Raw genomic sequence first — 25,845 nt, 5'->3', positions numbered from 1 at the left:
TTCGCTTCAGGTTCAGGCTGCCTTGATCTGCCGCTTGGTCCGCACGATCTGGTATGCACGACCCAGGTAGCTGATCGGCGCGGTCCAGATATGGACGAGACGCGAGAACGGGAACAGCAGGAAGACCGTCATGCCGAAGAACATGTGCAGGCGGAACACCGGTTCGACGTTATCGAGGAGCGACGGTTGCGGATTGAGCGTCAGCACGCTCTGCACCCAGCCCGACAGCGCCAGCATCACGCCGGGGTCGCCATGGTTTGCGTGACCGATCGACGTGGGCAGCGTCGACAAGCCCAGCAGCAGCGTGATCATCAGCCAGCTGATGATGAAGACGTCCATCGTACGGCTGGCCGCACGCACGCGCGCGTTGAACATGCGCCGCAGCCACAGGATGCTGCCGCCGATCAGGCACATCGTGCCGAACACGCTGCCGGCGACGATCGCGAGCCACTGGTGGTCGAGATCCGACACGCCGAGCGCGATCCACAGCGCGTGGGGCAACACCAGGCCGGCGAAATGGCCGCCGAAGATCGCCAGGATGCCGACGTGGAACAGGTTGCTCGCGACCCACATGTAGCGCTTGGACAGCAGCAGCGACGAGTCGGTCTTCCACGTGTACTGCTCGTTGTCGTAGCGGATCCAGCTGCCGACAATGAACACCGTCAGCGCGATGTAGGGGTACACCCCGAAAAAGAAGTTTTGCAGGTTCATGATGTCTCCTCAGGCGGCCAGGCGAGCGAGGCTGCCCTGTTTCTCGATGATCCGGACCAGCTTCGCGTGATCGCTGCCGGATTTTTCCAGGTTGTCGGCGAGCACTTTCAGCACCTTTGCAACGTCGGCGAGGAACACCCGCGCCTCGTCGAGCTCGATCGTCGACACGAACTCGAGCATCACCGGCAGGTAGTCCGGCAGTTCCTTCTCGTCGACCTTCAGTCCGTAGCTCTGGTAGAACTCGCCCAGATCGATCAGTGCCGGTCCGCGCGTCTTCTCCTCGCCGAACAGGTGGTGGGTCAGGTGCAGGCTGTGCTCGGCGGTGAGGTCGAAGCACTGGACGTAGGTGCCCTGCAGCTCGAGCGGTTCGGCAGCAAGCATCGCGGTGATGAATTCCGCGATCTGGCCTGCTTCGTCGGCGTCGAGGACGTTTTCTTCGTCGAGGCCATCGACGAAGGCGCGGGCGTCATTACCTGCCATTTCGCGCAGCGCCGCGAGAAACTCGTCGTTCGGGTAATCGAGAAGGGCAGCAAGCAATCTGAAAATTTTCATCATCGTCTCCTTTATTCGCGCGGGCCGGCGAGCGGCGCGGGTTCGCGCGGCTCGGCGCTCTCCTTGCGGCGTTCGGGGAACAGCGAGTTGCGCGTCACGCCGCTCGACGAGTCGTTGCCGAACGTGAAGCCGTTCTGGCCCTGGAAGGCGTGGTAGTCGTCGAGGCGGATTTCCTCGTGCGCGGTCGGCACGACGAAGCGGTCCTCGTAGTTCGCGATCGCCAGATAGCGGTACATCTCCTTCGCGATGTTCTCGTCGATGCCGGCGCGCGTCAGCGGTCCGACGTCCGGCTTGCCTTCGACATGGATCGAACGCATGTAGGAGCGCATCGCGAGCAGGCGGTTGAGCGCGCCCGTGATGTATTCGGTCTTGCCCGCAGTCAGCAGGTTCGCGAGGTACTGCACCGGCAGGCGCATCGCCTCGGCCTTCGGGATCACACCGTCGGCTTCGGTCGGCAGCTTCCGCTGGTCGATCTGCGACTGCACCGGGGAGAGCGGCGGCACGTACCAGATCATCGGCAGCGTGCGGAACTCGGGGTGCAGCGGGAACGCGATCTTCCACTCGACCGCCATCTTGTAGATCGGCGACTTCTGCGCGGCGTCGATCCACGTCTGCGGTACGCCGTCCTTCAGCGCCTGGGCGATGATTGCCGGGTCGTACGGGTCGACGAAGAGGTCGAGGTGGGCCTTGTACAGGTCCTGCTCGTTGTCGGTCGACGCGGCGTCCAGGAGCTTGTCGGCGTCATAGAGGATGATGCCGTTGTAGCGGATGCGGCCGACGCAGGATTCCGAGCACACGGTCGGCAGGCCGGATTCGACGCGCGGGTAGCAGCCGATGCACTTTTCCGCCTTCGACGATTCCCAGTTGAAGAACACTTTCTTGTACGGGCAGCCGGAGATGCACATCCGCCAGCCGCGGCAGCGGTCCTGGTCGGCAAGCACGATGCCGTCTTCCTCGCGCTTGTACATCGCGCCGGACGGGCAGGACGCGACACAGGCGGGGTTGATGCAGTGGTTGCAGATGCGCGGCAGGTACAGGTGGAAGGTGTTCTCGAACTGCTTGTACATCTCCTTCTGCATGTTCGCGAAGTTGGCGTCCTGCGAGCGCGCGGCGAATTCGCCGGCGAGGTCGTCTTCCCAGTTCGGCCCCCAGGTGATCTTGTCCATCTTCTGGCCGGTGATCTGCGACACCGGCCGTGCGGTCGGCGTGGCTTCCGACAGCGGCGCGTTCTGCAGCCGGGCGTAATCGTAGGTGAAGGGCTCGTAGTAGTCGTCGATCTCCGGCATGTTCGGGTTGGCGAAAATCTGCACGATCTTCTTCAGCCGGCCGCCGGCCTTGAGTTCGAGCTTGCCGTTGACCTTCTCCCAGCCGCCTTTCCACTTTTCCTGGTTTTCCCACTGCTTCGGGTAGCCGATGCCGGGCTTGGATTCAACGTTGTTGAACCAGGCGTATTCGATGCCCTTGCGGTTCGACCAGACGTTCTTGCAGGTCACCGAGCAGGTATGGCAGCCGATGCACTTGTCCAGGTTGAACACCATCGCGAATTGCGCGCGTATCTTCATTTATATCTCCAGTTCCTTTTGCCTTGTTGGCCGGATGCGGGCTATTTCGTCGCGGGCGTAGGGCGGATGAGCCGCGTCGCGGCGTTATCCGCCATCGGGGCGCAACCGCTGTACGGCGGAAGGCGCTTCGCTTTTCCGCCCTACGCCAGAGCTACGAATTCACCGGGGTCCGACTCCGACCGGATTGCGTTGTTCTTCCCGCTCGGCGGTCAGCGGCCGTTCGAGCCAGTCGATGTCCTGATCGGCGACCTTGTGCAGCACCACCACCTCGTCACGCTGGCAACCGACGGTGCCGTAGTAGTTGAAGCTGTACGCGAGCTGCGCGTAGCCGCCGACCATGTTGGTCGGCTTGACGATCACGCGCGTCACGGAGTTGAGGATGCCGCCGCGCTTGCCGGTGGAAGGCGAGCCGGGCACGTTCACCGTCTTTTCCTGGGCGTGGTACATCAGCGCCATGCCGCGCGGCACGCGCTGCGACACCACCGCCCGGGCCATCGTCGCGCCGTTCGCGTTGATCGCCTCGACCCAGTCGTTGTCCTTGAGGCCGATTTCCTTCGCGTCGTCTTCCGACACCCACACGTACGGGCCGCCACGGAACAGCGACAGCATGCGCAGGTTGTCCTGGTACGACGAGTGGATGCCCCACTTCGAGTGCGGGGTGATCCACGACAGCGTCAGGTGCGGTTTGCGGCGCACCGAATCGGGGATCACATTCTGCGCTTTCATGTCGACCGGCGGACGGAACGCGCAGAAACCTTCGCCGAAGTCGAGGAACCACTCGTGATCCTGGTAGAAATGCGCGCGGCCGGTCAGCGTGCGGAACGGGATGTGCTCGTGGATGTTCGTGTAGCCGGCGGTATAGCTGACCGTCTCCGATTCGATCCCGGACCACGTCGGCGCGGTGATGATCTTGCGCGGCTGGGCCTGGATGTCGCGGAAGGTGATCTTGTCCTCGTGACGGCCGGCGTACAGGTGGTGGTGGTCGATGCCGGTCTTCTTCGACAGCGCCGACCACGACTTGTGCGCGACTTCACCGTTCGTTTCGGGAGCCATGCGCATCACCGCATCGCACACCGAAATGTCTTCTTCGAGCGACGGCATGCCGAACGAGATACCCGGCAGCTTCACAGTGTAGTTGCACTTCTTGAGCTCTTCGTACTCCTGCTCGGTGTTCCAGTCGATGCCCTTGACGTTGTTGCCGATCTTGGTCATCAGCGGGCCGAGCGCGATGTATTTCCGGTAGGTGTTGGCGAAATCGCGCTCGACGAGCTTGAGCAGCGGCAGCGTCTTGCCCGGAACCGGCTCGCATTCGCCGCGCTTCCAGTCCTTGATGCCGCCCAGCGGCTGCGCCAGTTCGAACGGCGAGTCGTGCTGCATTGGCAGCGCGACGATGTCCTTGACGACGCCCAGGTGCTTTTCGGCGAGATCCGAGAAGGTCTTCGCGATCGTCCTGAATATCTGCCAGTCGGACTTCGACTCCCAGCCCGGCGTCACGGCTTCCGACAGCGGGTGGATGAAGGGGTGCATGTCGGTCGTGTTGAGGTCGTTCTTCTCGTACCACGTCGCCGTCGGCAGGATGATGTCCGAGTAGGCGCCGGTCGAATTGAGGCGGAAGTTGATGTCCACCATCAGGTCGAGCTTGCCGACCGGAGCTTCGCCGTGCCACTTCACTTCCTTCGTGCCGGCGCCGTCGCCGCCTTCCTGCAGCACGCCGTTCTGCGCGCCCAGCAGGTGCTTGAGGAAGTACTCGTGACCCTTCGCCGACGAGCCGATGAGGTTCGCGCGCCAGACGAAGAGGTTGCGCGGCCAGTTTTCCGGTGCGTCCGGATCGGCGAACGCAACGTCGAGCTTGCCGGATTTCAGCTCATCGACGATGTACTGCGCGACACCGGCCTCATCCTTCGCGCCGGCCTTCTCGGCCGCGGCGACGAGTTCGAGCGGGTTGCGGTTGAAGTGCGGTGCCGACGGCAGCCAGCCCAGACGGGCGGCGACGACGTTGTAGTCGGCAAGCTTGTAGCCTTTGTACTTGCCCTTCGCAGCCGGCTGCAGCAGCTCGTCGGCGTCGACAGTCTCGTAGCGCCACTGGTCGGTGTGGAAGTACCAGTACGACGTCGAGTTCTGGTGGCGCGGCGGACGCTGCCAGTCGGTCGCGAACGCGATCGGCGCCCAGCCGGCCTGCGGCCGCAACTTTTCCTGGCCGACGTAGTGCGCCCAGCCGCCGCCGCTCTGGCCGACGCAGCCGCACATGTGCAGCAGGTTCATGATCGACCGGTACTGCATGTCATTGTGGTACCAGTGGTTGATCGCCGCGCCCATGATGATCATCGACTTGCCGCGCGTCTTCGACGCGTTGTCGGCGAATTCGCGACCGGTGCGCTCGATGTCCGCCGCCTTGACGCCGGTGACCTTCGCCGCCCACGCGGGCGTGTAGGCAACCGACGCGTCGTCGTACGAACGGGCGACGTTGGCGCCGCCCAGCCCGCGGTCGATGCCGTACTGCGCCACCTGCATGTCGAACACGGAGGTGACATAGACGCTCTCGCCGGACGCGAGCGTCAGCTTGCGCACCGGGACGTTGCGGTACAGCAGGCCCGGTTCGCCGGGCTGGAAGTGCGGGAAACCGACCGACACGACGGCGTCGCTGGCATTGATGCACGACAGTTCGGCCTCGATCTCGTCCTGCGTCGCGGCGTTCTTCGCCAGCAGGTTCCACTTGCCTTCCTCGCCCCAGCGGAAGCCGATCGAGCCGTTCGGCGCGACGAAGGCATTGGTGCGCGCGTCGAAGACGATCGTCTTCCAGTCGGGGTTGTTCGCTTCGCCGAGACTGCCTTCGAAGTCGATCGCCCGCAGGTTGCGGTCCGATACGTAGCCCTCGCCGTGCGGACGCAGGATCACCTGCATCGGCAGGTCGGTGTACTTGCGCGCGTATTCGGCGAAGTAGGGCTCCTGGCGGTCGATGAAGTATTCCTTCAGCGCGACGTGACCCATCGCGAGGAAGGCGGCCGCGTCGGTGCCCTGCTTGACGGGCATCCACAGGTCGGCGAACTTCACGTATTCGGCGTAGTCCGGCGCCATCGACACGATCTTCGTGCCCTTGTAGCGGACTTCGGTCGCGAAGTGCGCGTCCGGGGTACGCGTCATCGGCAGGTTTGCGCCGGTGATGATGAGATACGTCGAGTTGTACCAGTCGGCCGCTTCCGGCACGTCGGTCTGCTCGCCCCAGGTCTGCGGGCTCGCCGCCGGCAGGTCACAGTACCAGTCGTAGAACGAGCCGCAGGCGGCGCCGATCAGCGACAGGTAACGCGCGCCCGCCGCATACGAGATCATCGACATCGCCGGGATCGGCGAGAAACCGTAGATGCGGTCCGGGCCCCACTTCTTGATCGTGTAGATGTTCGCCGCGGCGATGATTTCGTTGACTTCCTGCCAGTCGGTGCGGACGAAGCCGCCCAGACCGCGCACCTTGATGTACTTGTCGCGTTTGGCGTTGTCGGCCTGGATCGCGGCCCAGGCTTCGACCGGATCCTTGCCGGTCTTGCGCTCGGCACGATACAGATCGAGCAACCGCGCGCGGATCATCGGGTGCTTGATGCGGTGCGGCGAATAGAGGTACCACGAGAACGACGCGCCACGCTGGCAACCACGGGGTTCATGGTTCGGCAGGTCTTCACGCGTGCGCGGGTAGTCGGTCTGCTGCATCTCGAACGACACCAGGCCGTTCTTGACGAAGATCTTCCACGAACAGCCACCGGTGCAGTTCACGCCGTGCGTCGAGCGCACGACCTTGTCGTGACGCCACCGGTTGCGGTAGGCGTCTTCCCAGTTGCGATCTTCGTTCGTGACGATGCCGTGGCCGCCGGCGAAGGTGTCCTTCACCTTGTCGAAGAACTTCAGTCGGTCGAGAAAATGACTCATTGCTTGCTCCTGTGATTCTGCGATTCGTAATCGGTCGGTTTTCTGGAAGGAAAGGGGTCAGGGGTTGCGGATGTAGGCGTTCTTCCGCAGATAGAACCACCAGTTGAGGACGAGGCACGCCGCGTAGAACACCGCGAAGCCGTACATCGCGTTTTCCGGCGTGCCGGCCTTGATCTGCCCGCCGATGACGACCGGCGCGATGAAGGAACCGTAGGCCGCGACCGCCGAGGTCCAGCCGAGCACCGGTCCGCGCTGGTCCTGGTCGAAGACGAAGCCGACGGTGCGGAAGGTCGAGCCGTTGCCGATGCCGGAGGCGGCGAACAACAGGATGAAAAGCAGCATGAAGGCGAGGAAGTAGCTCTCGGGCGTCGCCGACTGGTAGGCGAGATGCATCACGTAGCCGGTCACCGCCGATGCGCCGACCAGCACGACCGAGATCACCTGAGTGACGATCGAGCCGCCGAGCTTGTCGGAGATCCAGCCGCCGACCGGGCGGATCAGCGCGCCGACGAAGGGGCCGATCCACGCATACATCAGGGCCGAGGGCGCATTCGGGTTCTTCGCATGCACCCAGACGTTCGTCGCCGGATCGAACACGTGCGTGTTGCCGAAGATCACCGTGATGGACAGCGGCAGCGCCATCGAGAAGCCGATGAACGAGCCGAAAGTCACGACGTAGAGCGCGGTCATCGACCACGTGTGCTTGTTGCCGAAGATCGCGAACTGCTTGTTCAGGTTCGTCTTCATCTCGCCGGTCGCGACCGCTTTCAGCGCGAACAGCGTGCCGAAGATCACCAGCGGCAGCACGATCCACATGCCGTTGCCGGCGAGCAGCCCCGAGCCGTTGGGGGCCGGCAGGTAGAGGTACAGGCCGATGCCGGAGATGGCGAGCGCGATGCCGTACATCAGCAGGATCCGGCCCATCGCCGCGCCGGTCGAGCCGATATTCGGCGACACCACCTTGAGGTTGTTCAGGCCGAACCAGCCAATCACCGCGAGCGGCACGAGCAGCAGCAGCCACACGAAGCCGGCGTTCTGAACGAAAGTCGGCGTGCCGGCGGCGATCTTGCCGATCAGCGTCGCCGAATCCTTCGCGAGCGGAATCGCGTCGCCGCCGAGCGCGCCGAACAGGCCCAGCGTCATCACTGCGGGGATCAGGATCTGCGAGGTCGTCACGCCGAAGTTGCCGAGGCCGGCGTTCAGCCCCAGCGCCGTGCCCTGCAGGCGCTTCGGGAAGAACGTGCTGATGTTCGCCATCGAGCAGGCGAAGTTGCCGCCGCCGATGCCCGACAGCAGCGCCATCAGCTGGAAGACCCACAGCGGCGTGCTCTTGTCCTGCAGCGCGATGCCCGTGCCAAGGGCCGGGATGAGCAGCAGCGTGGTCGTCAGCCACACCGTGTTGCGGCCGCCGCAGAGGCGGATGAAAAAGGAGGCCGGGATGCGCAGCGTCGCGCCGGACAGGCCCGAGATTGCTGCTATCGAGAACAGCTGGTCGGGTGTGAAGGGGAAGCCCGCGTTGGCCATCTGCACCGTGATGATGCCCCACATCAGCCAGACGGCGAAGCCACAGAGCAGGCTGGGGATCGAGATCCACAGGTTGCGGTTCGCAATGCGGCTGCCTTCGCGTGCCCAGAACTGCGCGTCCTCGGGATGCCATTCGGCGATGTCGGGACCGCGCTGGCGCTCTCCCGGACGTACGCCCGCGGTGCCGCCGGCGGCTCCCGGAGTCGCGGTAATCGGACGCAGTTTTGCAGGTGACATGGAATTACTCCTGTTTCAGGGGTTCGTTCACTTCGTTGCAGCCACGGCCGCCGTGCCGCCGTGCAGCACATCCGCCTCGCCGCCGTGCATCACGTCGGTGCGGCGCACTTCGGTCCAGTACATCCAGATCAGCGAAACCCAGGTGACGCCGTAGAGCAGCATGAACGCGCTCGAGCGCACGCCGGTCAGGTCGAGCAGCGCGCCGAACATGATCGGCAGCAGGAAGCCGCCCAGCCCGCCGACGAGGCCGACGATTCCCGACACCGCGCCGATGTCTTGCGGGAACTCGTCCGAGATGTACTTGAACACCGATGCCTTGCCGAACGCCCAGGCCACGCCGACGGTGAACATCAGCACGGTGAAGAACCAGATGTTGTGGTGGATCGCGAACGTCTTCGGGCCGGCGACCGTCATGACCGTGAATTCGGTGTGCGGGTAGGACAGCAGGAACAGGCACACCCAGGACACCCACATCACCCACCAGGTGACCTTGTGCGCGCCGAAGCGGTCCGAGAACCAGCCGCCGACCGCGCGCAGCACGCCACCGGGCAACGAGAAACATGCCGCGAGCAGCGCCGCGGTCTCGAGGCCGAGGCCGAATTCCGCGACGTAGTACTTCGTCATCCACAGCGCCAGCGCGACATAACCGCCGAAAACGATCGAGTAGTACTGGCAGTATTTCCACACGCGCGGATTCTTCAGCACGCGCAACTGGTCGGAGAATTTCACGCTTGACGAGACGCGGTGCTTCGGATCGTCGTACGTGAAGAACCAGAACGCCAGCGCGATGATCAGCATCGCCACAGCGAACGCCTTCGGCACGAACTGCCAGCCGTAGGCGACGACCAGCACCGGGGCGACGAACTTCGTCAGCGCGGCCCCTGAGTTGCCGGCGCCGAACACACCCATTGCGAAGCCTTGGTTCTGGCGTTCGAACCAGCGCGCGCAGTACGCGATACCGACCGAGAACGAACCGCCAATGAGTCCGACGAAGAGGCCGGCGACCAGGAACTGCCAGTATTGCGTCGCCTCGCCGATCAGGTAGATCGGCACCACCGTCGACAGCATCAGCAGGAAAAACACCACCCTGCCGCCGAACTTGTCGGTCAGCAGCCCCAGTGGCAGACGCACCAGCGATCCGGTCAGCACGGGGGTCGCCGCGAGCAGGCCGAACTGGGTTTCGTTAAGGCCCAACTGCGCCTTGATCGGGATTCCGATTACGGCGAACAGCATCCAGGCGGCAAAGCACATCGTGAATGCCGTGGTGCTCATCACCAGAACAGAGACCTGTTTTTGACGTTGTGAGGGCATGTTCCTTCCATCCTCGAATGCGGAGCGGAGGTCGCTCCAGGCTGGGAGGAAGCGTATGCCTTGCGTGAGCTACCCGCCATTCGCCAAAAGCATGGGAAGGGGGTAGTCCTTCGTCCCGAGAACTAGTCATTTAGAGCTAGTCCTTGAGCGCTCCCCGGCGTGAGGCAACCGATCAGGAAGAGGAAAACCGGACGGCCCGCGGCGATCCGGGCGCCGGAATGGCGAAGGCCGCCAGGACGGCGGCCTTCGAGAAGTTCTGCCAAACGTTCCCGTTCAGGCGTTGCGGGCGATGCGGTAGGCGCCGAGGACGCGCAACAGGTTGGCAAACAGCAGGCCGAACTCGAGCATCACCAGCACCCCTGCGGCCCGGACTACGAGCGTGCTGCCGCTGAGCGCAGCGATCAGGAGCACCGTGAGAGCCACCGCGTGGGCGATGAGATGCTTGCGGACCGGCCCGTCCGGTTGCAGCTTCTTCATGTTCGGTGCCTTCATCCCCGCTTGCGAAAGATGCAGCCACGCGAGGAACGGGACGATCTTGTAGAGCATGCCGACGATCGCGGTGACGAAACCGCCGTGCAGGATCAGGATGCCGGCGAGCACCGGCCACGCATCATGATCGAAGCGGTGCGCGGCGACGATGCACAGAAGTCCGGCGATCATGCACGACATCGCGAGCTGGAACGCTCGCGTCGTGTTGTCCGGAACCGAACGGCGGGAGCGGCTCTGCAGGCGCAGCGTCGTGATCGCAAACGCGCCGGACAGGGCGGCCAGCGCGATCGCCAGAATGAATTCGAGCAACGAAAACCCGGCGAGCACGGCCGCGCTCCATGCGACGAGCGCCGCGCAGGTCAGCAGCGCCCAGTAACGCGTGAGCCGGGCCGGATAATTCGGCGTGATCTGGAACATCGGCACGACGACCCAGCTCGTCGCCGCCAGCAGCAGGCCCGACCCGCCAAGCCATGCCCAGCCGACATGCAGCTTGACGACGGTCGCCAGCGGCAGCGACAGCCCGCCCGACAGGATCATCGCCAGCGCCATTCCGAGCGTGGCCGCGATGCCGAAGCCGAGCAACGCGAAGCGCAGGTCGCGGGGCGTGGCCTGGGCGATCGGCGTGCGTCGCAATCCATAGCCCGCGGCCACCAGAAACACCCCGAACGTGATCCCCAGCAGCACGACCGCGGCCGTCAGGAACGGCGGCGAGCCGGCTCCGAGCCCCCACGTCAGGCTTGCCGCACCCGTCGCGAGACCGACGTGAACGATTCCCGCGACGACCCGCGCGTTCGGAATCGCCGCCCCGGCCACCACCGGCAGTATCTGGAACAGGGCGCCGAACATGATGTTCAGCATGAACCCCACGGCGATCAGATGGGTCAGCGCGAGCGCCCCGGGAGTCCATCGCGACCCGAGCAGGTCGGGAACGAGGAGGAGCACCCCCCCTGCAAGCGCTCCGAACAGCGGCGCCGTCAGGAAAAACCTGAGCGGCGTCGAAAACGTGGGCGCAGCTTCGTAGCTGAGGCTGAGGTCGGCGGCAGTCATGGGGCGACGATGTCGATTTCGACCACACCGTCGTCGCGAACCCGGCTCTCATAGCGATAGCGGTCGCGGTCGAGGATGCGGAACAGTGGATAGGGCATGCGATCGAGGAGCAACTTTACGCCTTCCCCCGGACGCAGGTCGGCGATCGCCTCCATGACGAGTTCGAAAGGCTGTGGGGGCTCCAGCCCCCGCGCATCGATGACCGGCTTCATGCTGCCTGTTCGCGGCCCAGCTGCTTGGTGAGCGTGGGCGGGAGGTTTTCCCCCGCAAGCTGCGCATCGCACATCGGGTAGAGAACGTTCTCTTCCTTCATGTTGTGCTGCTGCATCAGGATCAGCAGGGTTTCGGCTTCGCCCGCGTAGTCGTCCTTGTCGCGCCGGGCGACCGCGTCGCGCATGCGCTCGACCGCATCGCGCATGTCCGCGTGCTCGCCGCGCATCACTTTGGTCGGACCTTCGGTCATCCCGGTGACGGATTCGAAACGCGGAAACAGGATCGATTCCTCGGCGGTGAAATGCGTCTCGAGTTCGGCGATGAATTTTTCCAGTTCGGCAGTCCCCTCATCCCACTTGCCGCGCGAGATGGCGGTTTCAGCACGAGCGAAGGATTCGTCGCAGCTGCGGTGATCGTGGCTCATAAGGGTGGTGATGTCGTTCATGGTCGGCGTCTCCTTTAAGGTGAGCCCATTCTCCGAATTCACACACTGCCGACCTTGATTAGAGTCAAATGATCCGGGAGACCAACTTTAATTCGTACGTTGCCGGCGGCCCGGCAATGCAGGCGGGATTATCGCGCGGGCGCTCCGGGGGTCTGGCCGTCACACGAACTGGCCGGCCGCGTGCCCGGAAGACCACGCCCACTGGAAATTGAAACCGCCGAGATGGCCGGTGATATCCATCACCTCGCCGATGAAATGAAGGCCCTTGCACGTGCTCGCCTCCATCGTCTTCGACGACAGCGCGCGGGTGTCGACGCCGCCCAGCGTCACTTCCGCCTTCGCGTAGCCCTGCGTGCCGGACGGCATGATCTCCCATGCCGACAATGCAGTGGCGACGACCTTCAGCTCGGCTGGGCGGAACTGGTTCAATGGCCGCTCCCAGCCGTGCAAGGCGCACCATGCGTGTGCGAAGCGCCGCGGCAGGCGCTCGGCGAGGAGGTTCGCGAGCAGCCCGCGCTCGCCGGCGTGCTGCTCCAGCCAGGCCTGCGCGTCGATTCCGGGCAGCAGGTTGAAACATACCGGCGCCCAGTCCTCGTCGTCGTACGCCTGCGCCTGCCAGTAGCTCGACACCTGCAGCACGACCGGCCCGGACAGCCCGCGGTGGGTGATCAGCGCGGCTTCGCGAAAGCGTTCGCCGTTGCATTGCGCTTCGATGTCCAGCGAAGCGCCGGCAAGCGACGCGAAGCGCTGCAGCGTCTCGGGCGGCAGCGTCAGCGGCACCAGCGCCGGGCGCGGCGGCACGACCGGAATGCCGAATTGTTCGGCGATGCGGTAACCGAACGGCGTGGCGCCGATCTTCGGAATCGACAACCCGCCGGACGCGATCACCAGGCTGGTGCACGTATATCGTCCCCGGGCCGTATCGACCGCGAAGCGGGCGAGGGCGTCATCCTGACGGGCGACCGCCTCGACCCGCAGCGGCATCGCGAAGCGCACGCCGCCGTCTTCGCATTCAGCCCGCAGCATGTCGATGATCTGCTGCGCCGATTCGTCGCAGAAGAGTTGCCCGAGATTGCGCTCGTGATAGCGGATGCCGTGGCGCTCGACGAGTTCGATGAACTGGACGGAGCCATAGCGCGCCAGCGCGGAACGGGCGAAATGCGGATTGCGCGACAGGAAGTTTTCCGGCCCGACGCGGCGGTTCGTGAAGTTGCAGCGCCCGCCGCCCGAGATGCGGATCTTTTCCGCGAGCTTTTCGGCGTGATCGATGATCAGCACCTTGCGCCCGCGCTGGCCCGCCTGGGCCGCGCACATCATCCCGGCCGCTCCTGCGCCAATCACGATCACATCGAAATTCAGCTCGGCCAACGCAGTTGCTCGACACGTGGAAAAGCGGCGCAGCATACGCCGCCGCGCCGGGTGCGGCAATTCGCAGGCCGGCAGCTCACATTCCCAGGCCACGCTCCGCCTGCTAGATTGTTGTCATTGACGGCCCGGATCCGGCATGACAATGGGGGTAGGCTGTGGCGGAAGCGCAAGAGACGGGACGACTGAACAAAGTGGCGGCAAAGCTCGGGCGGCCCCTCAAGTGGATCGCCGGTATCGTCGTGGCCATCGCGATCCTCGGATTCCTGATCCTGCCGCCGGCCGCGCGCCACTTCGGCGCACGCTTCCTTGGCGACTCGATCGGGCGCACCGTGACGATCGAGAAGGTCCGCATCAATCCTTTTGCGCTGTCGATGACGGTCAGCGGCTTCAACATCGCCGAAGCCGACGGGCAGGGCAGCGCCTTCTCGTTCGGTACGCTGTACGCGAATCTCGAAGCCGAATCGCTGCTCAGGGGCGGCCCGGTGTTGCGCGAGCTGCGGCTCGAGCGCCCGCAGGCGCATTTCGTGCGGCTCGATTCCGGGCGCAACAACTGGTCCGACGTGCTCGAACGCTTCGCCAAGCCGCCGGCAGAGCAGGAGGAGAAAAAGGGTGAGGCGCGCTTCTCCCTCAACAATATCCGCGTCATCGACGGGAAGCTGCTGGTCGAGGATCGTCCGGTCGGACTTGAACACGAACTGTCGGCAATCAATATCGGCTTGCCGTTCCTGTCGAACCTGCCGTCGAAAGTCGAGCTCTTCGTCGAGCCGGACCTGTCGGCGCTCATCAATGGCCGACCGCTGCATGTCGCCGGGCAGTCCCGGCCGTTCGCGAAGGACCGCGAGACCGCGCTCGACATCGTGCTGGACGGTTTCGATTTCACGCCGTATCTGGCCTACCTGCCGTTCGAAGCCGCGTTCAGGGTGCCCGAGGGGCGGCTCACGACGCGCCTGCGGCTGGCTTTCTCGCAGCCGCCCGAGGCCGCGCCGGAAGTCGCGCTCACGGGTTCGGTGGAACTCGCGGGCCTGCGGCTGCAGGGAGCGAAAGGGGAGCCGATGCTGAGCGTTCCGGCGCTCGCGCTGAGCCTCGCCGACGTCCAGCCGCTGATGGGCAAGTGGCATTTCACGCGCCTCGAAATCTCGCAGCCCGAGGTCGACGTGGTTCGCCTCGCCAACGGCCAGATCAACTTCCAGCAGATCATTCCCCGTCCGGGTCCCGCCATGGCGGCCGGGCAACCGGCAGATAGCCGCGCAACGCCCGCGCCACCGGGCGAGGCAACGAAAAACGCCGACGCGAAGTCGCCTGCCGTGTTCCTGCTCGACGAGGCGAAGATCTCCGGGGCGACCGTGCGTTTCGAGGACCGCGCCGCCGCGGCGCCATTTCGCACCGAGCTGAAGGATCTCGTCCTCGAAGCGAAGAGTGTCGGCTCGGCGCCGGAGGCCGTCGCCGAGGTCGCGCTGGATTTCGTCACCGACGCGGGCGAAAAGAGCAGTCACCGTGATCGCCTGCGCCTGAAGCCGTTCGAACTCGATGGCCGGGTCGTCGCGGAGAACTTCCAGGTCAGCCGCTATGCGCCGTACTACGCGGCGGCGCTGCCGGGTGGCGAGATCCGGGACGGACGCCTCGACGCGACCGTCGGATACAAAGTGAGGCTCGGCGAGAAGGACGCGGTGATCGACGTGCTCGCCGAGTCGGTCGTGCTGCGCCAGTTCGAGCTGGCGCTGAAAGGCCGGAAGCAACCGCTCGTCAAGCTGCCGCGGCTTGCGCTCCAGGCGGTCGCCGTGTCGCCGGCGCAACGGACGGTGACGATCGGTGCGGTCGAATCGAAAGGTGCATCGTTCGCGCTGGTGAAGGCACGCAACGGCAAGCTGGACGCGCTTGCGCTGTTCGACGATCCGGCCGGGGCAAAAGAACAGGCTGGCGACCGTTCGGCGAGCGCGAACGGGACCGCGCCCGAAAAACCGTGGTCGCTCGCGCTCGAACGGCTCGCGCTCGACGACTGGGCGGTCCGCTTCGAGGATCGCACCCAGGATGCGCCGATCGTGTTGCAGGCCACCGCGATCAAGCTGAAGGCGGACGGGTTCGGCACCGCGAGGGGGACCACGACGAAATTCGAGCTCGACGCGGGCATCAACAAAAAGGGACGGGCGGCAGTCGATGGGACGATCGCGCTCGATCCGTTGAAAGCTAACTTTCGTGTCGATCTGCGCAGCGTCGACCTGTTGCCGCTGCAGCCCTACGTCGTCGAACAGCTCAACATTGCCATTTCGCGCGGCACCGTGACCACGCGCGGCACGCTCGCTTTCGAGTCCGCGCGCGACGGCAACGTGAAAGGGGGCTTCCGCGGCAATCTGGATATCACGGACTTTTCTTCGATCGACAAGAACCATGCGACCGATTTCCTGCGCTGGCGCAGCCTCGCGCTCGCAGAAGTGGATGTGCAGACCGCGCCGCTGGCGGTTTCGATCGGCGAAGTCGCGCTGACGGATTTCTATACCCGCCTGATCCTCGACGAGACCGGCCAGCTCAATCTGCGCGAAATCCGTCAGCAGCCGGAGGCAGCTCCTGCCACAGCTGCAACGAAACCTGCACCGGAATCCTCGGGCCGTACGACGAGTATCGAAGTTCCGCCTCCCGCGACTGCGCCGCCGCCGATCTCGATCGGCAAGATCCTGATCGAGCAAGGCAACATCGCGTTCAGCGACCGCTTCATCCGTCCCAACTACGACGCGAACCTGACCGGAATGGAAGGCCAGCTGGTCGGGCTGTCGTCCGACCCGGCAACACTGGCGCGGCTCGACCTGCAGGGCAAGGTCGATGACAACGCGCCCGTCACGATCAGCGGCGAATTCAATCCGTTCAGGGAGGATCGCTACCTCGATATTGCCGCGTCGGTGAAGGATTTCGAGCTGACCGGAGTCTCGCCCTATTCGAGCAAGTACGTGGGCTACGGGATCGAGAAAGGCAAGCTGTCGGCCGACCTCACTTACAAGATCGAAGACCGAAAACTGACCGCGACGAATCGCCTCTTCCTCGACCAGCTGACGTTCGGCGACCGCGCGGACAGCCCGGATGCGCCGAATCTGCCGGTGCAGCTCGCCGTGTCGCTGCTCAAGAACCGGGCCGGCGAGATCAACCTCAACCTGCCGATCAGCGGTTCGCTCGACGACCCCCAGTTCAGTATCGGCGGGCTCGTCGTCAAGGCGATCCTGAACCTGATCGGCAAGGCCTTCACCGCACCCTTCGCGTTGCTGGGCTCGATGTTCGGTGGCGGGGAAGAGCTGTCACAGCTCGATTTTGCGCCCGGGCGCAGCGGCTTCGACACGGCGGCGGAAGAGAAGATCGAGACGCTGGCAAAGGCGCTGACCGAGCGGCCGGCGCTGCGGCTCGAAATCACCGGCCAGGCCGATCGAGAGAGCGACACGGCGGGGCTGAAGAAAGTGATCCTGTTGCGAATGATGAAAGCGGCGAAGCTCAAGGAATCGGTCCGGGGTGGCGCCGAGGCGCCTGCGCTCGACGACGTCGTCATCGACGCCGAGGAGTATCCGAAATGGCTCGAGCGCGTGTATCGGGACGCGGATTTCAAGCGGCCGCGCAACGCCATCGGTCTGCTCAAGGATCTGCCGCAAGCCGAGATGGAAGCGCTGATGCTCGCCAACATCGCGGTCGATGACGAGGCGCTGCGCCACCTCGCGCAGGAGCGGGCGCAGTCGGTCAAGAATCGCCTGCTCGAAAAAGGCGGGATCGCCGCGAACCGGGTCTTCCTGCTGGCGCCGAAAGTCGAACCGGCGCAGGACGCGGAGGGCGGCGCGCGCAGCGCGGTTTTCTCGCTGCGCTGAAGGAATTTTCCGCCCTCGGTGCGGATCGCGGCGCGTCGGTCAGGCCGCCGTGAGCGCCCCGTCGAGGTCGGCGATCAGGTCGTCGATATGCTCGATGCCGACCGACAGCCGGATCATGTCTTCGGAAACGCCGGCCTTCGCCATCTCGTCGGCCGACAGCTGGCGATGCGTCGTCGATGCCGGGTGGCACGCGAGCGTCTTGCAGTCGCCGATGTTGACGAGGCGGGTAACGAGCTTCAGTGCGTCCTGGAAGCGTGCGCCGGCGGCGCTTCCGCCCTGCACGCCGAACGTGAGGATGCCCGACGCGCGCCCGCCCATGTAGCGCTGCACCAGTCCGTGATCCTCGTGATCCGGCAAGCCGGCGTAGTTCACCCAGCTCACTTTCGCATGGTTCTTCAGGAAGCTCGCGATCCTGACGCTGTTTTCGCAGATGCGGTCCATGCGCAGCGCGAGCGTCTCGATGCCCTGCAGGATCAGGAACGCGTTGAACGGCGAGATCGCCGCGCCCATGTTGCGCAGCGGCACGACGCGCGCGCGGGCGATGTAGGCGGCGGCGCCGAGCGCTTCGGTATACACGACACCGTGGTACGAGACGTCCGGCTCGTTGAGCCGCCTGAACCTCGCCTTGTGCTCCGCCCACGGGAACTTGCCGGAATCGACGATGATGCCGCCGAGCGAGTTGCCGTGCCCGCCGAGATATTTCGTCAGCGCATGAACGACGATGTCAGCGCCATGCTCGAACGGGCGGCACAGGTATGGCGACGGGACGGTGTTGTCGACGATCAGCGGCACGCCGTTGCGGTGCGCGACCTCGGCGAGCTTCTCGAAGTCGGTGATGTTGCCGAGCGGGTTGCCGACCGATTCGCAGAACACCGCTTTCGTGCGTCCGTCGATCAGGCGCTCGAACGCTTCCGGGTCGCGGTAATCGGCGAAGCGCACTTCGACGCCGTATTGCGGCAGCGTGTGCGCGAAGAGATTGTAGGTGCCGCCGTAGAGCGTGCTCGACGTGACGATGTTGTCACCGGCTTCGGCGATCGTCTGGATCGCTGCGGTGATCGCCGCCATGCCGGAGGCCATCGCCAGGCCGGCGATCCCGCCTTCGAGCGCCGCGACGCGCTTTTCCAGCACGTCCTGGGTCGGGTTCATGATGCGCGTGTAGATGTTGCCTTGCACCTTGAGGTCGAACAGGTCGGCGCCGTGCTGGGTGTCATCGAACGCGTACGAGGTGGTCTGGTAGATCGGCACCGCGACCGCCTTGGTGGTCGGGTCCGGACTGTAGCCGCCGTGGACGGCGAGCGTTTCGAGCTTCATTCGGGAGTTCCTCGGGTGGGTGACCGGAAAAGTATAACCAGCGCGGTTTCGAACCCGGAACAACTATTCATCCGCGGCCGAGGTCCACGCGGAACAGCCCGCGCACCGCATTCGCGAGATATATCGCGCTCGCGCCGTCTAGATCCGGGCGCCTCAGGCGGCATTCCCTGGTGCGGCCGTCGATCAGCAGCTGGCGCCGATAGACGCCATCGAGCGCGCCGCTCGCCAGAGGCGGCGTCAGCAGCATCCCGTCACCCGGGTCCAGGAACACGTTCGTGCGGGCGCCCTCCGCGAGCTCGCCGAGTTCGTTGAAAAACAGTGCGTCGAAATGGCCCTGCCGGCCGACGCGCTCGAGTTCCGCGTCGTACAGCTCGCGCGCGGTGGTCTTGTGCCGCGTCAGGGGATCGTGGCTCGAGATGTGGATCGGAGACACGACAACACTCGGCCTCGACCCCGCTTCCGGCTCCTCCAGCCGGGCCGAGCCGATCCGGAAGCTCCCTGACGGGTCGAGCACCAGACGGACGCGATGAACTCCGACGAGTGATGCCGCGGTGTGCATCAGTGCCTCACGGAGCGCCTCGTGGTCGAGCCGAAAGCCGAAATGCGCGGTCGATGCCGCGAGACGCGCGAGGTGCAGCGCGAGCAACGGGTAGGGCTCGGGTGAGGCGGGCTCGCAGCGCAGGGTCTCGATCAGGCTGAAGCGGGGCGCGAGGTCGGTGAGAAAACGCCCTTTCAGCAACGATTCGTCCCACTCGCCGTCGGCATCCGAATCGGCAACGATTCCGCTGCCGAGGCCGAGGCGGACATCCCCGGTGCTGCCGATCTCGATCGTCCGGATCGGCACACTGAAGCGAAAATCCCCGTCCGGTGCGATCCATCCCAACGCCCCGCAATACAGCCCGCGCGGGCCGGTTTCGAGTTCGCGAATGATCTCCATGGCGCGGATTTTCGGCGCCCCGGTGATCGAGCCGCAGGGGAAGAGCGCGCGAAAGATCGTCGACAGCGTTGCACGCACCGGCTCGGCGACGACGGTCGAGGTCATCTGCCAGACGCTGGGGTAGGACTCGATCGCACACAGCCCCGACACCCGTACCGCTCCGGGGGACGCGAGGCGCCCGAGGTCATTGCGGATCAGGTCGACGATCATGACGTTTTCGGCGCGGTTCTTTTCCGACGCGGCGAGCAGCGCGGGGTCGGAATCGCGGGGCGCGGTGCCCTTCATCGGCCGGCACGTCAGGCGCGTACCCTGGCGCTCCACGAACAGTTCCGGCGAACGCGAAAGGATCGCGCCGCCGGCGTGGCGGACGAAAGCGCCGTAGCGGACCGGCTGGGCCTCGCGCAGTCTGCCGTAGAGCGCGAGCGGGTCGCCGTACGCCTCGCCGCGGAGCGCGAAGGTGAAATTCACCTGGTAGCAGTCCCCCGCATCGATGAGGTCGCGGATGCGCGTCACCGCGGCGCGGTGTCCGGACTGCGCGATATCGCTGGCGATTGCGGCGACACCGGCAAGACGCTCGTGTTCACCCAGGCCGGCGACGGCGCGATCGAGCAACGCGGCGGTCTGCACCGGCGTTTTTCGCTCGGCCTGGCCGAACACCCACGCGCTCAGCAGCGGATCGGGGGCCGGCGGCAGCAGCGGCGTGAGCCGGGGCTCGAGGGCATAGCCGAGTTCGTAGGTCGCGGCGAGCGCGATCCAGCACCCGCGCGAGCGCGCCTCGTCGATCGCTTCGAAAGCCTGCGCGACGTCATCGGGACCGCTGCAGGTGATGCACGCGCGAAGCTCCGACAGCAGCAGGTCACCGGCGTTGGCGAGGTTGTCGTCGAACAGCGCGAAGGGAGCGGAATCAGGCAACATCGGGAAAGCCGCCGGATTCAGGCTGTTACGGCAACAGGGCGCAACCGTTCTTCGCGGATCGGCAGGTTCACCAGCGCCGCCGCGGCCGCGAGCGCCATGTCGGCATACCACATCCACGTGAAATCGCCGCGCTGCGTGATCGCCAGCCCGCCGAGATACGCGCCGAGGAAGCCGCCGATCTGGTGCGACAGCAGCGTCAGGCCGAACAGCGTCCCCAGGTAGCGAATGCCGAACAGCTTGCCGACGAGCGCGGCCGTCGGCGGCACGGTCGCGAGCCAGGTGAAACCGAGACCCGCGGCGAACAGGTAGAACGTCAGGTCGGTTTTCGGCATCAGCAGGTAGGCGCCGACCAACAGCGCGCGTGACCCATACATCGCGGCGAGCACGTATTTGCTGCGATAGCGCGACACCCAGGCGCCCGCATAAAGGCTGCCGACGATGTTGGCAAGGCCGATGATCGCGAGCGACCAGCTCGCCACCGACGGCGGCAGGCCGCACAGATCGACTTCGCCCGGCAGGTGAGTGACGAGAAAGGCGATGTGGAAGCCGCAGGTGAAAAAACCGGCGTGCAGCAGCAGGTAGCTGCGGTCGCCCATCGCGCTGCACACGCTGTTCCACAAGCCGGTATCGTCATGCGCGTGCCTGACCGGCGCATTGCCGGACGTCGTCAGCCTGCCGACGAGCGGCAATGCGGCGAGCGTCATGACGGCGAGCGCCCACATCGCCCCCATCCAGCCGATGCTTTGGATCAATTTTTGCAGGACCGGCGCGAACACGAACTGCCCGAACGAGCCGCCGGCGTTGATGACGCCGGACGCCGAGCCGCGCGCTTCCAGCGGCAGCCGCTGGGCAGCGGCGCCGATCAGCACCGAGAAGCTGCCGGCACCCGAGCCGATCGCCGACAAGAGCCCGAGCGAGACGATCAGGCCGAACCCGGAAGTCATGAACGGCGTCACCGCGCTGCCCAGCGCCAGCACCAGCAGTCCGGCGACCAGCACTTTCGCCGGGCCGTAACGGTCGGCAGCCGCGCCCGCCAGCGGCTGGATCGCGCCCCACATGAACTGCCCGATTGCGAGCGCGAGACTGATCGTCGCGATGCCGAGCCCCGTCGAAGTGTTGAGCGGCGACACGAACAACCCCATCGATTGCCGTGCGCCCATCGTCACCATCAGGATGCCGGCCGCGGACAGGGTGACGATCAGCACATCGCGTTTTGCCAGAGAACGAAGCATGAAGGAAATCCCGTTGCGGCATAGCCGGTTGACCACCAGCGCAGCACAGTAACCAGCTTGCGGCGCAAAGCCAATGCCTTTGCGACATCGGTCACGGGCCGCAAAAGCACTTGGATTGCCGGACGGATCGACTTAGGCTGGCGCCTGCGCCGGTTCGGAACACGGGGCCGGGACCGGCGCCCGCCAACGGAAATCCTGTCGGGAGCACGCACATGCAGATCTGGGTCGATGCCGATGCCTGTCCGAAAGTGATCAAGGAAATCCTCTACCGTGCTGCCGAACGGACGGGCGTGCTGTTGACGCTGGTCGCCAACCAGCCGCTGTTCCCGCCACGCTCGCTGTGGATCAAGACCCTGCAGGTGCCACCCGGCTTCGACGTCGCGGACAATGAAATCGTCCGGCGGCTCGCCGCGGGCGACCTCGTGGTGACTGCGGACATTCCGCTGGCCGCCGAAGTCATCGCGTGCGGCGGCCACGCACTCAACCCCCGGGGCGAATTCTATTCGAGCGAGAACATCCGCGAGCTGCTGAACCTGCGCGATTTCATGGACACCTTGCGCTCGTCGGGCGTACAGACCGGCGGTCCGGCGGCGCTGACGCAAGCTGACCGGCAGGTGTTCGCGAACCGTCTCGACCAGTTTCTCGCCCGCATCGGGTCGCGCTGAGCCGCGGCGCGCGCGCCGGTTTTTTCGGTCGTCGCTTATCCCCACTCGCCGTGGGCAGGTGTGTGGACAACTTGTGGGGATACCGGGCAGGGCGTTGAACACAAAGGAAATGTTGCGTCTGCACAAAAATGAGGCATTCGCGCCACAATCCACTCGGGAAGGCGAAGCGGGCGGCCCCGGCGCACTCCGCGCTAGAATCCCGGGCCATCTTTTTTCCGCGGAATTGCACATGACCGGTCTGCCGCCCGTCCGTTACACCATCGCGCCGATCCGGCCTGCCTCGCATCTGTTCGAAGTCACGTGCACGGTCAGCGATCCGGCCCCCGGCGGACAGGTGTTCCGCCTGCCGGCGTGGATTCCGGGCAGCTACATGATTCGGGAATTTGCCCGCAACATTGTTACCTTGCGGGCGGAATGCGAGGGCAGGGCGGTCGCGGTCGACAAGCTCGACAAACACACCTGGCGCGCGGCGCGCGTTGCGCCCGGCCGTGCCCTGACGCTGACGTACGACGTCTACGCGTGGGATCTGTCGGTGCGGGCCGCGCACCTCGACCCGACTCACGGATTCTTCAACGGCACAAGCGTCTTCCTCGCCGTCGAAGGGCATGAGGACCGGTGCTGCCTCGTCGAAATCCTTCCACCACCAGCGCCCGTTTCCCGGCGCTGGAAGGTCGCGACGACGTTGCCGCGGGCGGTCGGCGAGATCGGCGCGGCGATGCCGATGGGGTTCGGGTGCTACCGCGCCGACAGCTATGACGAACTCGTCGATCATCCGGTCGAGATGGGAACCTTCACCCACGAGGTGTTCGAGGCGGCGGGCGTGCCGCACGAAATCGCGCTCACCGGCCGCCACGACTGCGACACCCGGCGCCTGTGCGCGGACCTCGCGCGCATCTGCGCCTGGCAGATCGAACTCTTCGGCTTGCCGGCGCCGGTTGATCGCTACCTGTTCCTGACGATGGTTGTCGGCGACGGCTATGGCGGTCTCGAACACCGCGCGTCGACCGCCTTGCTGGCGAGCCGCAACGACTTGCCGTACCCCGGCATGAACGGTCTGCCCGACGGCTACAAGACTTTTCTCGGGCTGTGCAGCCACGAGTATTTCCACACCTGGAACGTGAAGCGGATCCGGCCGGCCGCTTTCACGCCGTACGACCTGCGGAGCGAGAACTACACCCGCCTGTTGTGGGCCTTCGAAGGCTTCACGTCGTATTACGACGACCTCGCGCTCGTCCGTTCGGGCGTGATTCCGATCGAGGACTATCTCGGCCTGCTGGGCAAGACAGTCTCGAACGTGCTGCGCGGCAGCGGCCGGCTCAAGCAGAGCGTCGCCGAGTCGTCGTTCGATGCGTGGATCAAGTACTACCGGCAGGACGAGAACGCGCCGAACGCGATCGTCAGCTATTACGCGAAAGGCGCGCTGATCGCGCTGGCGCTGGATCTGCAGCTGCGTGCCGCGAGTGCCGGCAGCGCCAGCCTTGATGACGTGATGCGCCTGCTGTGGCAGCGGCACGGCCGGACCGGCGTCGGGGTCGAGGAGGACGGGCTGTTCGCGCTCGTCGAGGAAGTCGGCGAACGCGGCCGGAAAGGCGCGGGGCGGCGACTCGCACGCTGGCTCGCGAAAGCCGTGCACGGGACCGAAGACCTGCCGCTCGCCCGCCTGCTGAAGCCTTTCGGTGTCGCCTGCGACGTCGAAGCGGCATCGAAAAGCCCGACGCTCGGCGCGAAGCTCGCCCCGAATTCGGGCGAAGCGAAGCTCGCCAGCGTCTACGACGACGGGCCGGCACAGGCGGCAGGACTGTCGGCCGGTGACGTGCTCGTCGCGATGGATGGTTTGAAAGTGACGGGAAGCTCGCTCGAGGCGCAGCTGGCGCGGCGCAAGGCGGGCGACCGGGTCGAGATGCATGCTTTTCGCCGTGACGAGCTGATGAGCTTCGATGTCGAACTGGCGGCGCCGCCGGCCGACACGGCAAAGCTGTCGCTCGCCGCCAAGCCCGTAGTGGCGGCGCTCGCGCTGCGCAAAGGCTGGCTGGGCGGCTGAGCGCTCAGGCCCGCGCGTCTCGCGGGCGCCGCATCACGACGCGCAGCAGCCAGCCGAACAGTACGGACGCGAGGATCGTTGCGACGACACTGGCTTCCCAGAAGCCGGCCACGGTAGGCGACTGTTCGCGCCCGGGGGCGTGGAACGCGAGCCAGTAGCCTCCGGCCAGCGCGATCCCCCAGAAACACAGCGCGTGCAGCAGCATCGGCATGAAGGTCACCTTGTAGCCGCGCAGCGCGTGGGCCGCGACCGTCTGCACGGCGTCGAAGATCTGATAGATGCAGATGTAGAACACCAGCCCGAGCGCCACTGCGCGCACTGCCGGGTCTGCGGAAAACAGCGCGACGACCGGCTCGCGTCCGACCCACAGCAGCACGCCGATCAAGGCGACGAGGGCGACCGTCAGGCCCATCCCGACGCGGACCGTCGTCCGCGCGCGCGCCGGCTCACGTGCGCCCGCAGCCTGCCCGACGAGCACCAGGATCGAGATCGATATCGCCAGCGGAAGCATGTAGATCAGCGCGGCCAGGTTTGCGACGACGCGGTGTCCGGCCACCGCCTCGGCACCGAGCCGGGCGGCGAACAGCGCGATCAGCGTGAACGACGAGACTTCGATGAACGTCGACAGGCCCATCGGGATGCCCAGTTTCAGCAGGGCAAGGATGTCGCCGCGGCGGGGCGGCTGCCAGTTGGCAAACAGCCGATAGGGACGGTAATCGCGATTGCGGGCGAGATAGCCTGCGCCGCACGCAAACGCGATCCAGTTCACGATTGCAGTCGAGATGCCGCAGCCGAGCACGCCGAGGGGTGGCAGGCCGAAGCCGCCGTGCACCAATGCCCAGGCAAGCGGAACATGCGTCGCGGTGACGATGAAGCTGATCATCATCAGCGCGCGGGGGCGGCCCAGCGCGTTGTTGAAAGCGTAGAAAGTGCGGTACAGCAGGACCGCGGGCAGGCCGAACGCGGTCGCGAGCAAATAATCGCGGGTCTTCCCGGCCACGTCGGCGGGCACGCTGCTGAATTCGAGCAGGAAACCGGGGAAGGCGAGCAGCGCGATGCCGGGCAACGCGAGCATCAGCGCCAGCCAGAATCCTTGCTGCAGCGCCGGGCCGATGGCATCGACGCGGCGGGCGCCGAAATGATGGGCGACGGTCGGAGCGACCGCCTGCAGCACGCCGACAAGCAGCATCACGATCGAAATGTACACGCCGCTGCCGACCGCGACCGCGGCCAAGTCGAGGGTGCCGTAGCGTCCGGTGATGAGGGTGTCGGCGATCAGCATGCTCATCGACAGCAGCTGTGCAACGAGCACCGGCCAGGCGTGATGAAACAGGCGGTAGGCGAGGGTGAGCGACGACTCGGGAGCGCTCAATGGTAAAAGGACCGGGGCGGACATCGAGCGGGGGTTCCCGGTCGGTTGCGGAAGAAGGCGGAGTTTAGCCAAAAGAACCATCTACATACCAGCCGGCCCGGCGGATCCAGTTCCGCGTGCGGCACGCGCGCCTCTCCGGCACTGCGTCGGGAGACTGCTCTC

17 protein-coding genes are annotated in these 25,845 nt (G+C 65.5%); 3 read left to right on the top strand and 14 right to left on the bottom strand.

The features are described from left to right. Positions 1 to 12: 12 nt before the first annotated feature. The 10 genes from narI to GO606_RS12945 all read right to left on the bottom strand — a co-directional run bounded on the left by narI (position 13) and on the right by GO606_RS12945 (position 13,410). Complete coding sequence (gene narI, locus GO606_RS12990; protein ID WP_169118211.1) at positions 13 to 711, bottom strand: respiratory nitrate reductase subunit gamma; 699 nt, start codon at positions 709 to 711, stop codon at positions 13 to 15. A gap of 9 nt (positions 712 to 720) precedes the next feature. After that, positions 721 to 1,266: a nitrate reductase molybdenum cofactor assembly chaperone gene (gene narJ, locus GO606_RS12985; RefSeq protein WP_246979557.1), complete on the bottom strand. Its 546-nt coding sequence runs from the start codon at positions 1,264 to 1,266 to the stop codon at positions 721 to 723. Between the two features lie 8 nt (positions 1,267 to 1,274). Further along, positions 1,275 to 2,825: a nitrate reductase subunit beta gene (gene narH, locus GO606_RS12980; protein WP_169118213.1), complete on the bottom strand. Its 1,551-nt coding sequence runs from the start codon at positions 2,823 to 2,825 to the stop codon at positions 1,275 to 1,277. Between the two features lie 159 nt (positions 2,826 to 2,984). Beyond that, positions 2,985 to 6,740: a nitrate reductase subunit alpha gene (locus GO606_RS12975; RefSeq protein WP_169118214.1), complete on the bottom strand. Its 3,756-nt coding sequence runs from the start codon at positions 6,738 to 6,740 to the stop codon at positions 2,985 to 2,987. A 57-nt stretch (positions 6,741 to 6,797) separates the two neighbouring features. After that, positions 6,798 to 8,501 (bottom strand): MFS transporter, encoded by a 1,704-nt coding sequence (locus GO606_RS12970; protein ID WP_169118215.1) that lies wholly within the window; start codon positions 8,499 to 8,501, stop codon positions 6,798 to 6,800. A gap of 27 nt (positions 8,502 to 8,528) precedes the next feature. Beyond that, entirely contained in the window at positions 8,529 to 9,812 is a 1,284-nt protein-coding gene (locus GO606_RS12965; RefSeq protein WP_169118216.1) for an MFS transporter, read from the bottom strand. Positions 9,813 to 10,085: 273 nt separating this feature from the next. Further along, positions 10,086 to 11,348, bottom strand: coding sequence for a hypothetical protein (locus tag GO606_RS12960; RefSeq protein ID WP_169118217.1), 1,263 nt, complete (start codon positions 11,346 to 11,348; stop codon positions 10,086 to 10,088). Further along, entirely contained in the window at positions 11,345 to 11,560 is a 216-nt protein-coding gene (locus GO606_RS12955; RefSeq protein WP_169118218.1) for a DUF2249 domain-containing protein, read from the bottom strand. Before GO606_RS12955 ends, GO606_RS12960 begins: the two co-directional genes overlap by 4 nt. Beyond that, on the bottom strand, positions 11,557 to 12,006 hold the full coding sequence (locus GO606_RS12950) for a hemerythrin domain-containing protein (protein WP_169118219.1): 450 nt from the start codon (positions 12,004 to 12,006) through the stop codon (positions 11,557 to 11,559). Before GO606_RS12950 ends, GO606_RS12955 begins: the two co-directional genes overlap by 4 nt. 159 nt (positions 12,007 to 12,165) lie before the next feature. Continuing rightward, positions 12,166 to 13,410 carry a BaiN/RdsA family NAD(P)/FAD-dependent oxidoreductase gene (locus GO606_RS12945; RefSeq protein WP_169118253.1) on the bottom strand — a complete coding sequence of 415 codons (1,245 nt, stop codon included), beginning with the start codon at positions 13,408 to 13,410 and terminating at the stop codon, positions 12,166 to 12,168. A gap of 155 nt (positions 13,411 to 13,565) precedes the next feature. Between GO606_RS12945 and GO606_RS12940 the strand changes: the two genes are divergently transcribed. Next, positions 13,566 to 17,210: a DUF748 domain-containing protein gene (locus GO606_RS12940; RefSeq protein ID WP_246979550.1), complete on the top strand. Its 3,645-nt coding sequence runs from the start codon at positions 13,566 to 13,568 to the stop codon at positions 17,208 to 17,210. A 39-nt stretch (positions 17,211 to 17,249) separates the two neighbouring features. Here GO606_RS12940 and GO606_RS12935 read toward each other — a convergent pair whose 3' ends face one another. From GO606_RS12935 to GO606_RS12925, 3 genes are all read right to left on the bottom strand, one after another. Continuing rightward, the gene (locus tag GO606_RS12935) at positions 17,250 to 18,521 is read right to left on the bottom strand and encodes an O-acetylhomoserine aminocarboxypropyltransferase/cysteine synthase family protein (protein WP_169118221.1); all 1,272 of its coding nucleotides are present in this window, start codon (positions 18,519 to 18,521) and stop codon (positions 17,250 to 17,252) included. A 67-nt stretch (positions 18,522 to 18,588) separates the two neighbouring features. Next, positions 18,589 to 20,373 (bottom strand): aminodeoxychorismate synthase component I, encoded by a 1,785-nt coding sequence (gene pabB, locus GO606_RS12930; protein ID WP_169118222.1) that lies wholly within the window; start codon positions 20,371 to 20,373, stop codon positions 18,589 to 18,591. Between the two features lie 17 nt (positions 20,374 to 20,390). Beyond that, positions 20,391 to 21,605 carry an MFS transporter gene (locus tag GO606_RS12925; protein WP_169118223.1) on the bottom strand — a complete coding sequence of 405 codons (1,215 nt, stop codon included), beginning with the start codon at positions 21,603 to 21,605 and terminating at the stop codon, positions 20,391 to 20,393. A gap of 212 nt (positions 21,606 to 21,817) precedes the next feature. Here GO606_RS12925 and GO606_RS12920 point away from each other — a divergent pair, with 212 nt between their 5' ends. Both GO606_RS12920 and GO606_RS12915 read left to right on the top strand, forming a co-directional pair. Beyond that, positions 21,818 to 22,270: a YaiI/YqxD family protein gene (locus GO606_RS12920; protein WP_169118224.1), complete on the top strand. Its 453-nt coding sequence runs from the start codon at positions 21,818 to 21,820 to the stop codon at positions 22,268 to 22,270. A gap of 229 nt (positions 22,271 to 22,499) precedes the next feature. After that, positions 22,500 to 24,311 (top strand): M61 family metallopeptidase, encoded by a 1,812-nt coding sequence (locus tag GO606_RS12915; protein WP_169118225.1) that lies wholly within the window; start codon positions 22,500 to 22,502, stop codon positions 24,309 to 24,311. Positions 24,312 to 24,315: 4 nt separating this feature from the next. Here GO606_RS12915 and GO606_RS12910 read toward each other — a convergent pair whose 3' ends face one another. Continuing rightward, the gene (locus GO606_RS12910) at positions 24,316 to 25,707 is read right to left on the bottom strand and encodes an MATE family efflux transporter (protein ID WP_169118226.1); all 1,392 of its coding nucleotides are present in this window, start codon (positions 25,705 to 25,707) and stop codon (positions 24,316 to 24,318) included. Positions 25,708 to 25,845 lie beyond the last annotated feature (138 nt).

Origin of the sequence: Aromatoleum anaerobium (assembly GCF_012910705.2) — a bacterium.
GTDB classification, from domain to species: Bacteria; Pseudomonadota; Gammaproteobacteria; order Burkholderiales; family Rhodocyclaceae; genus Aromatoleum; species Aromatoleum anaerobium.
Note: the sequence above shows the minus strand (reverse complement) of the source record. Positions and strands in the feature narration are given on the sequence as shown.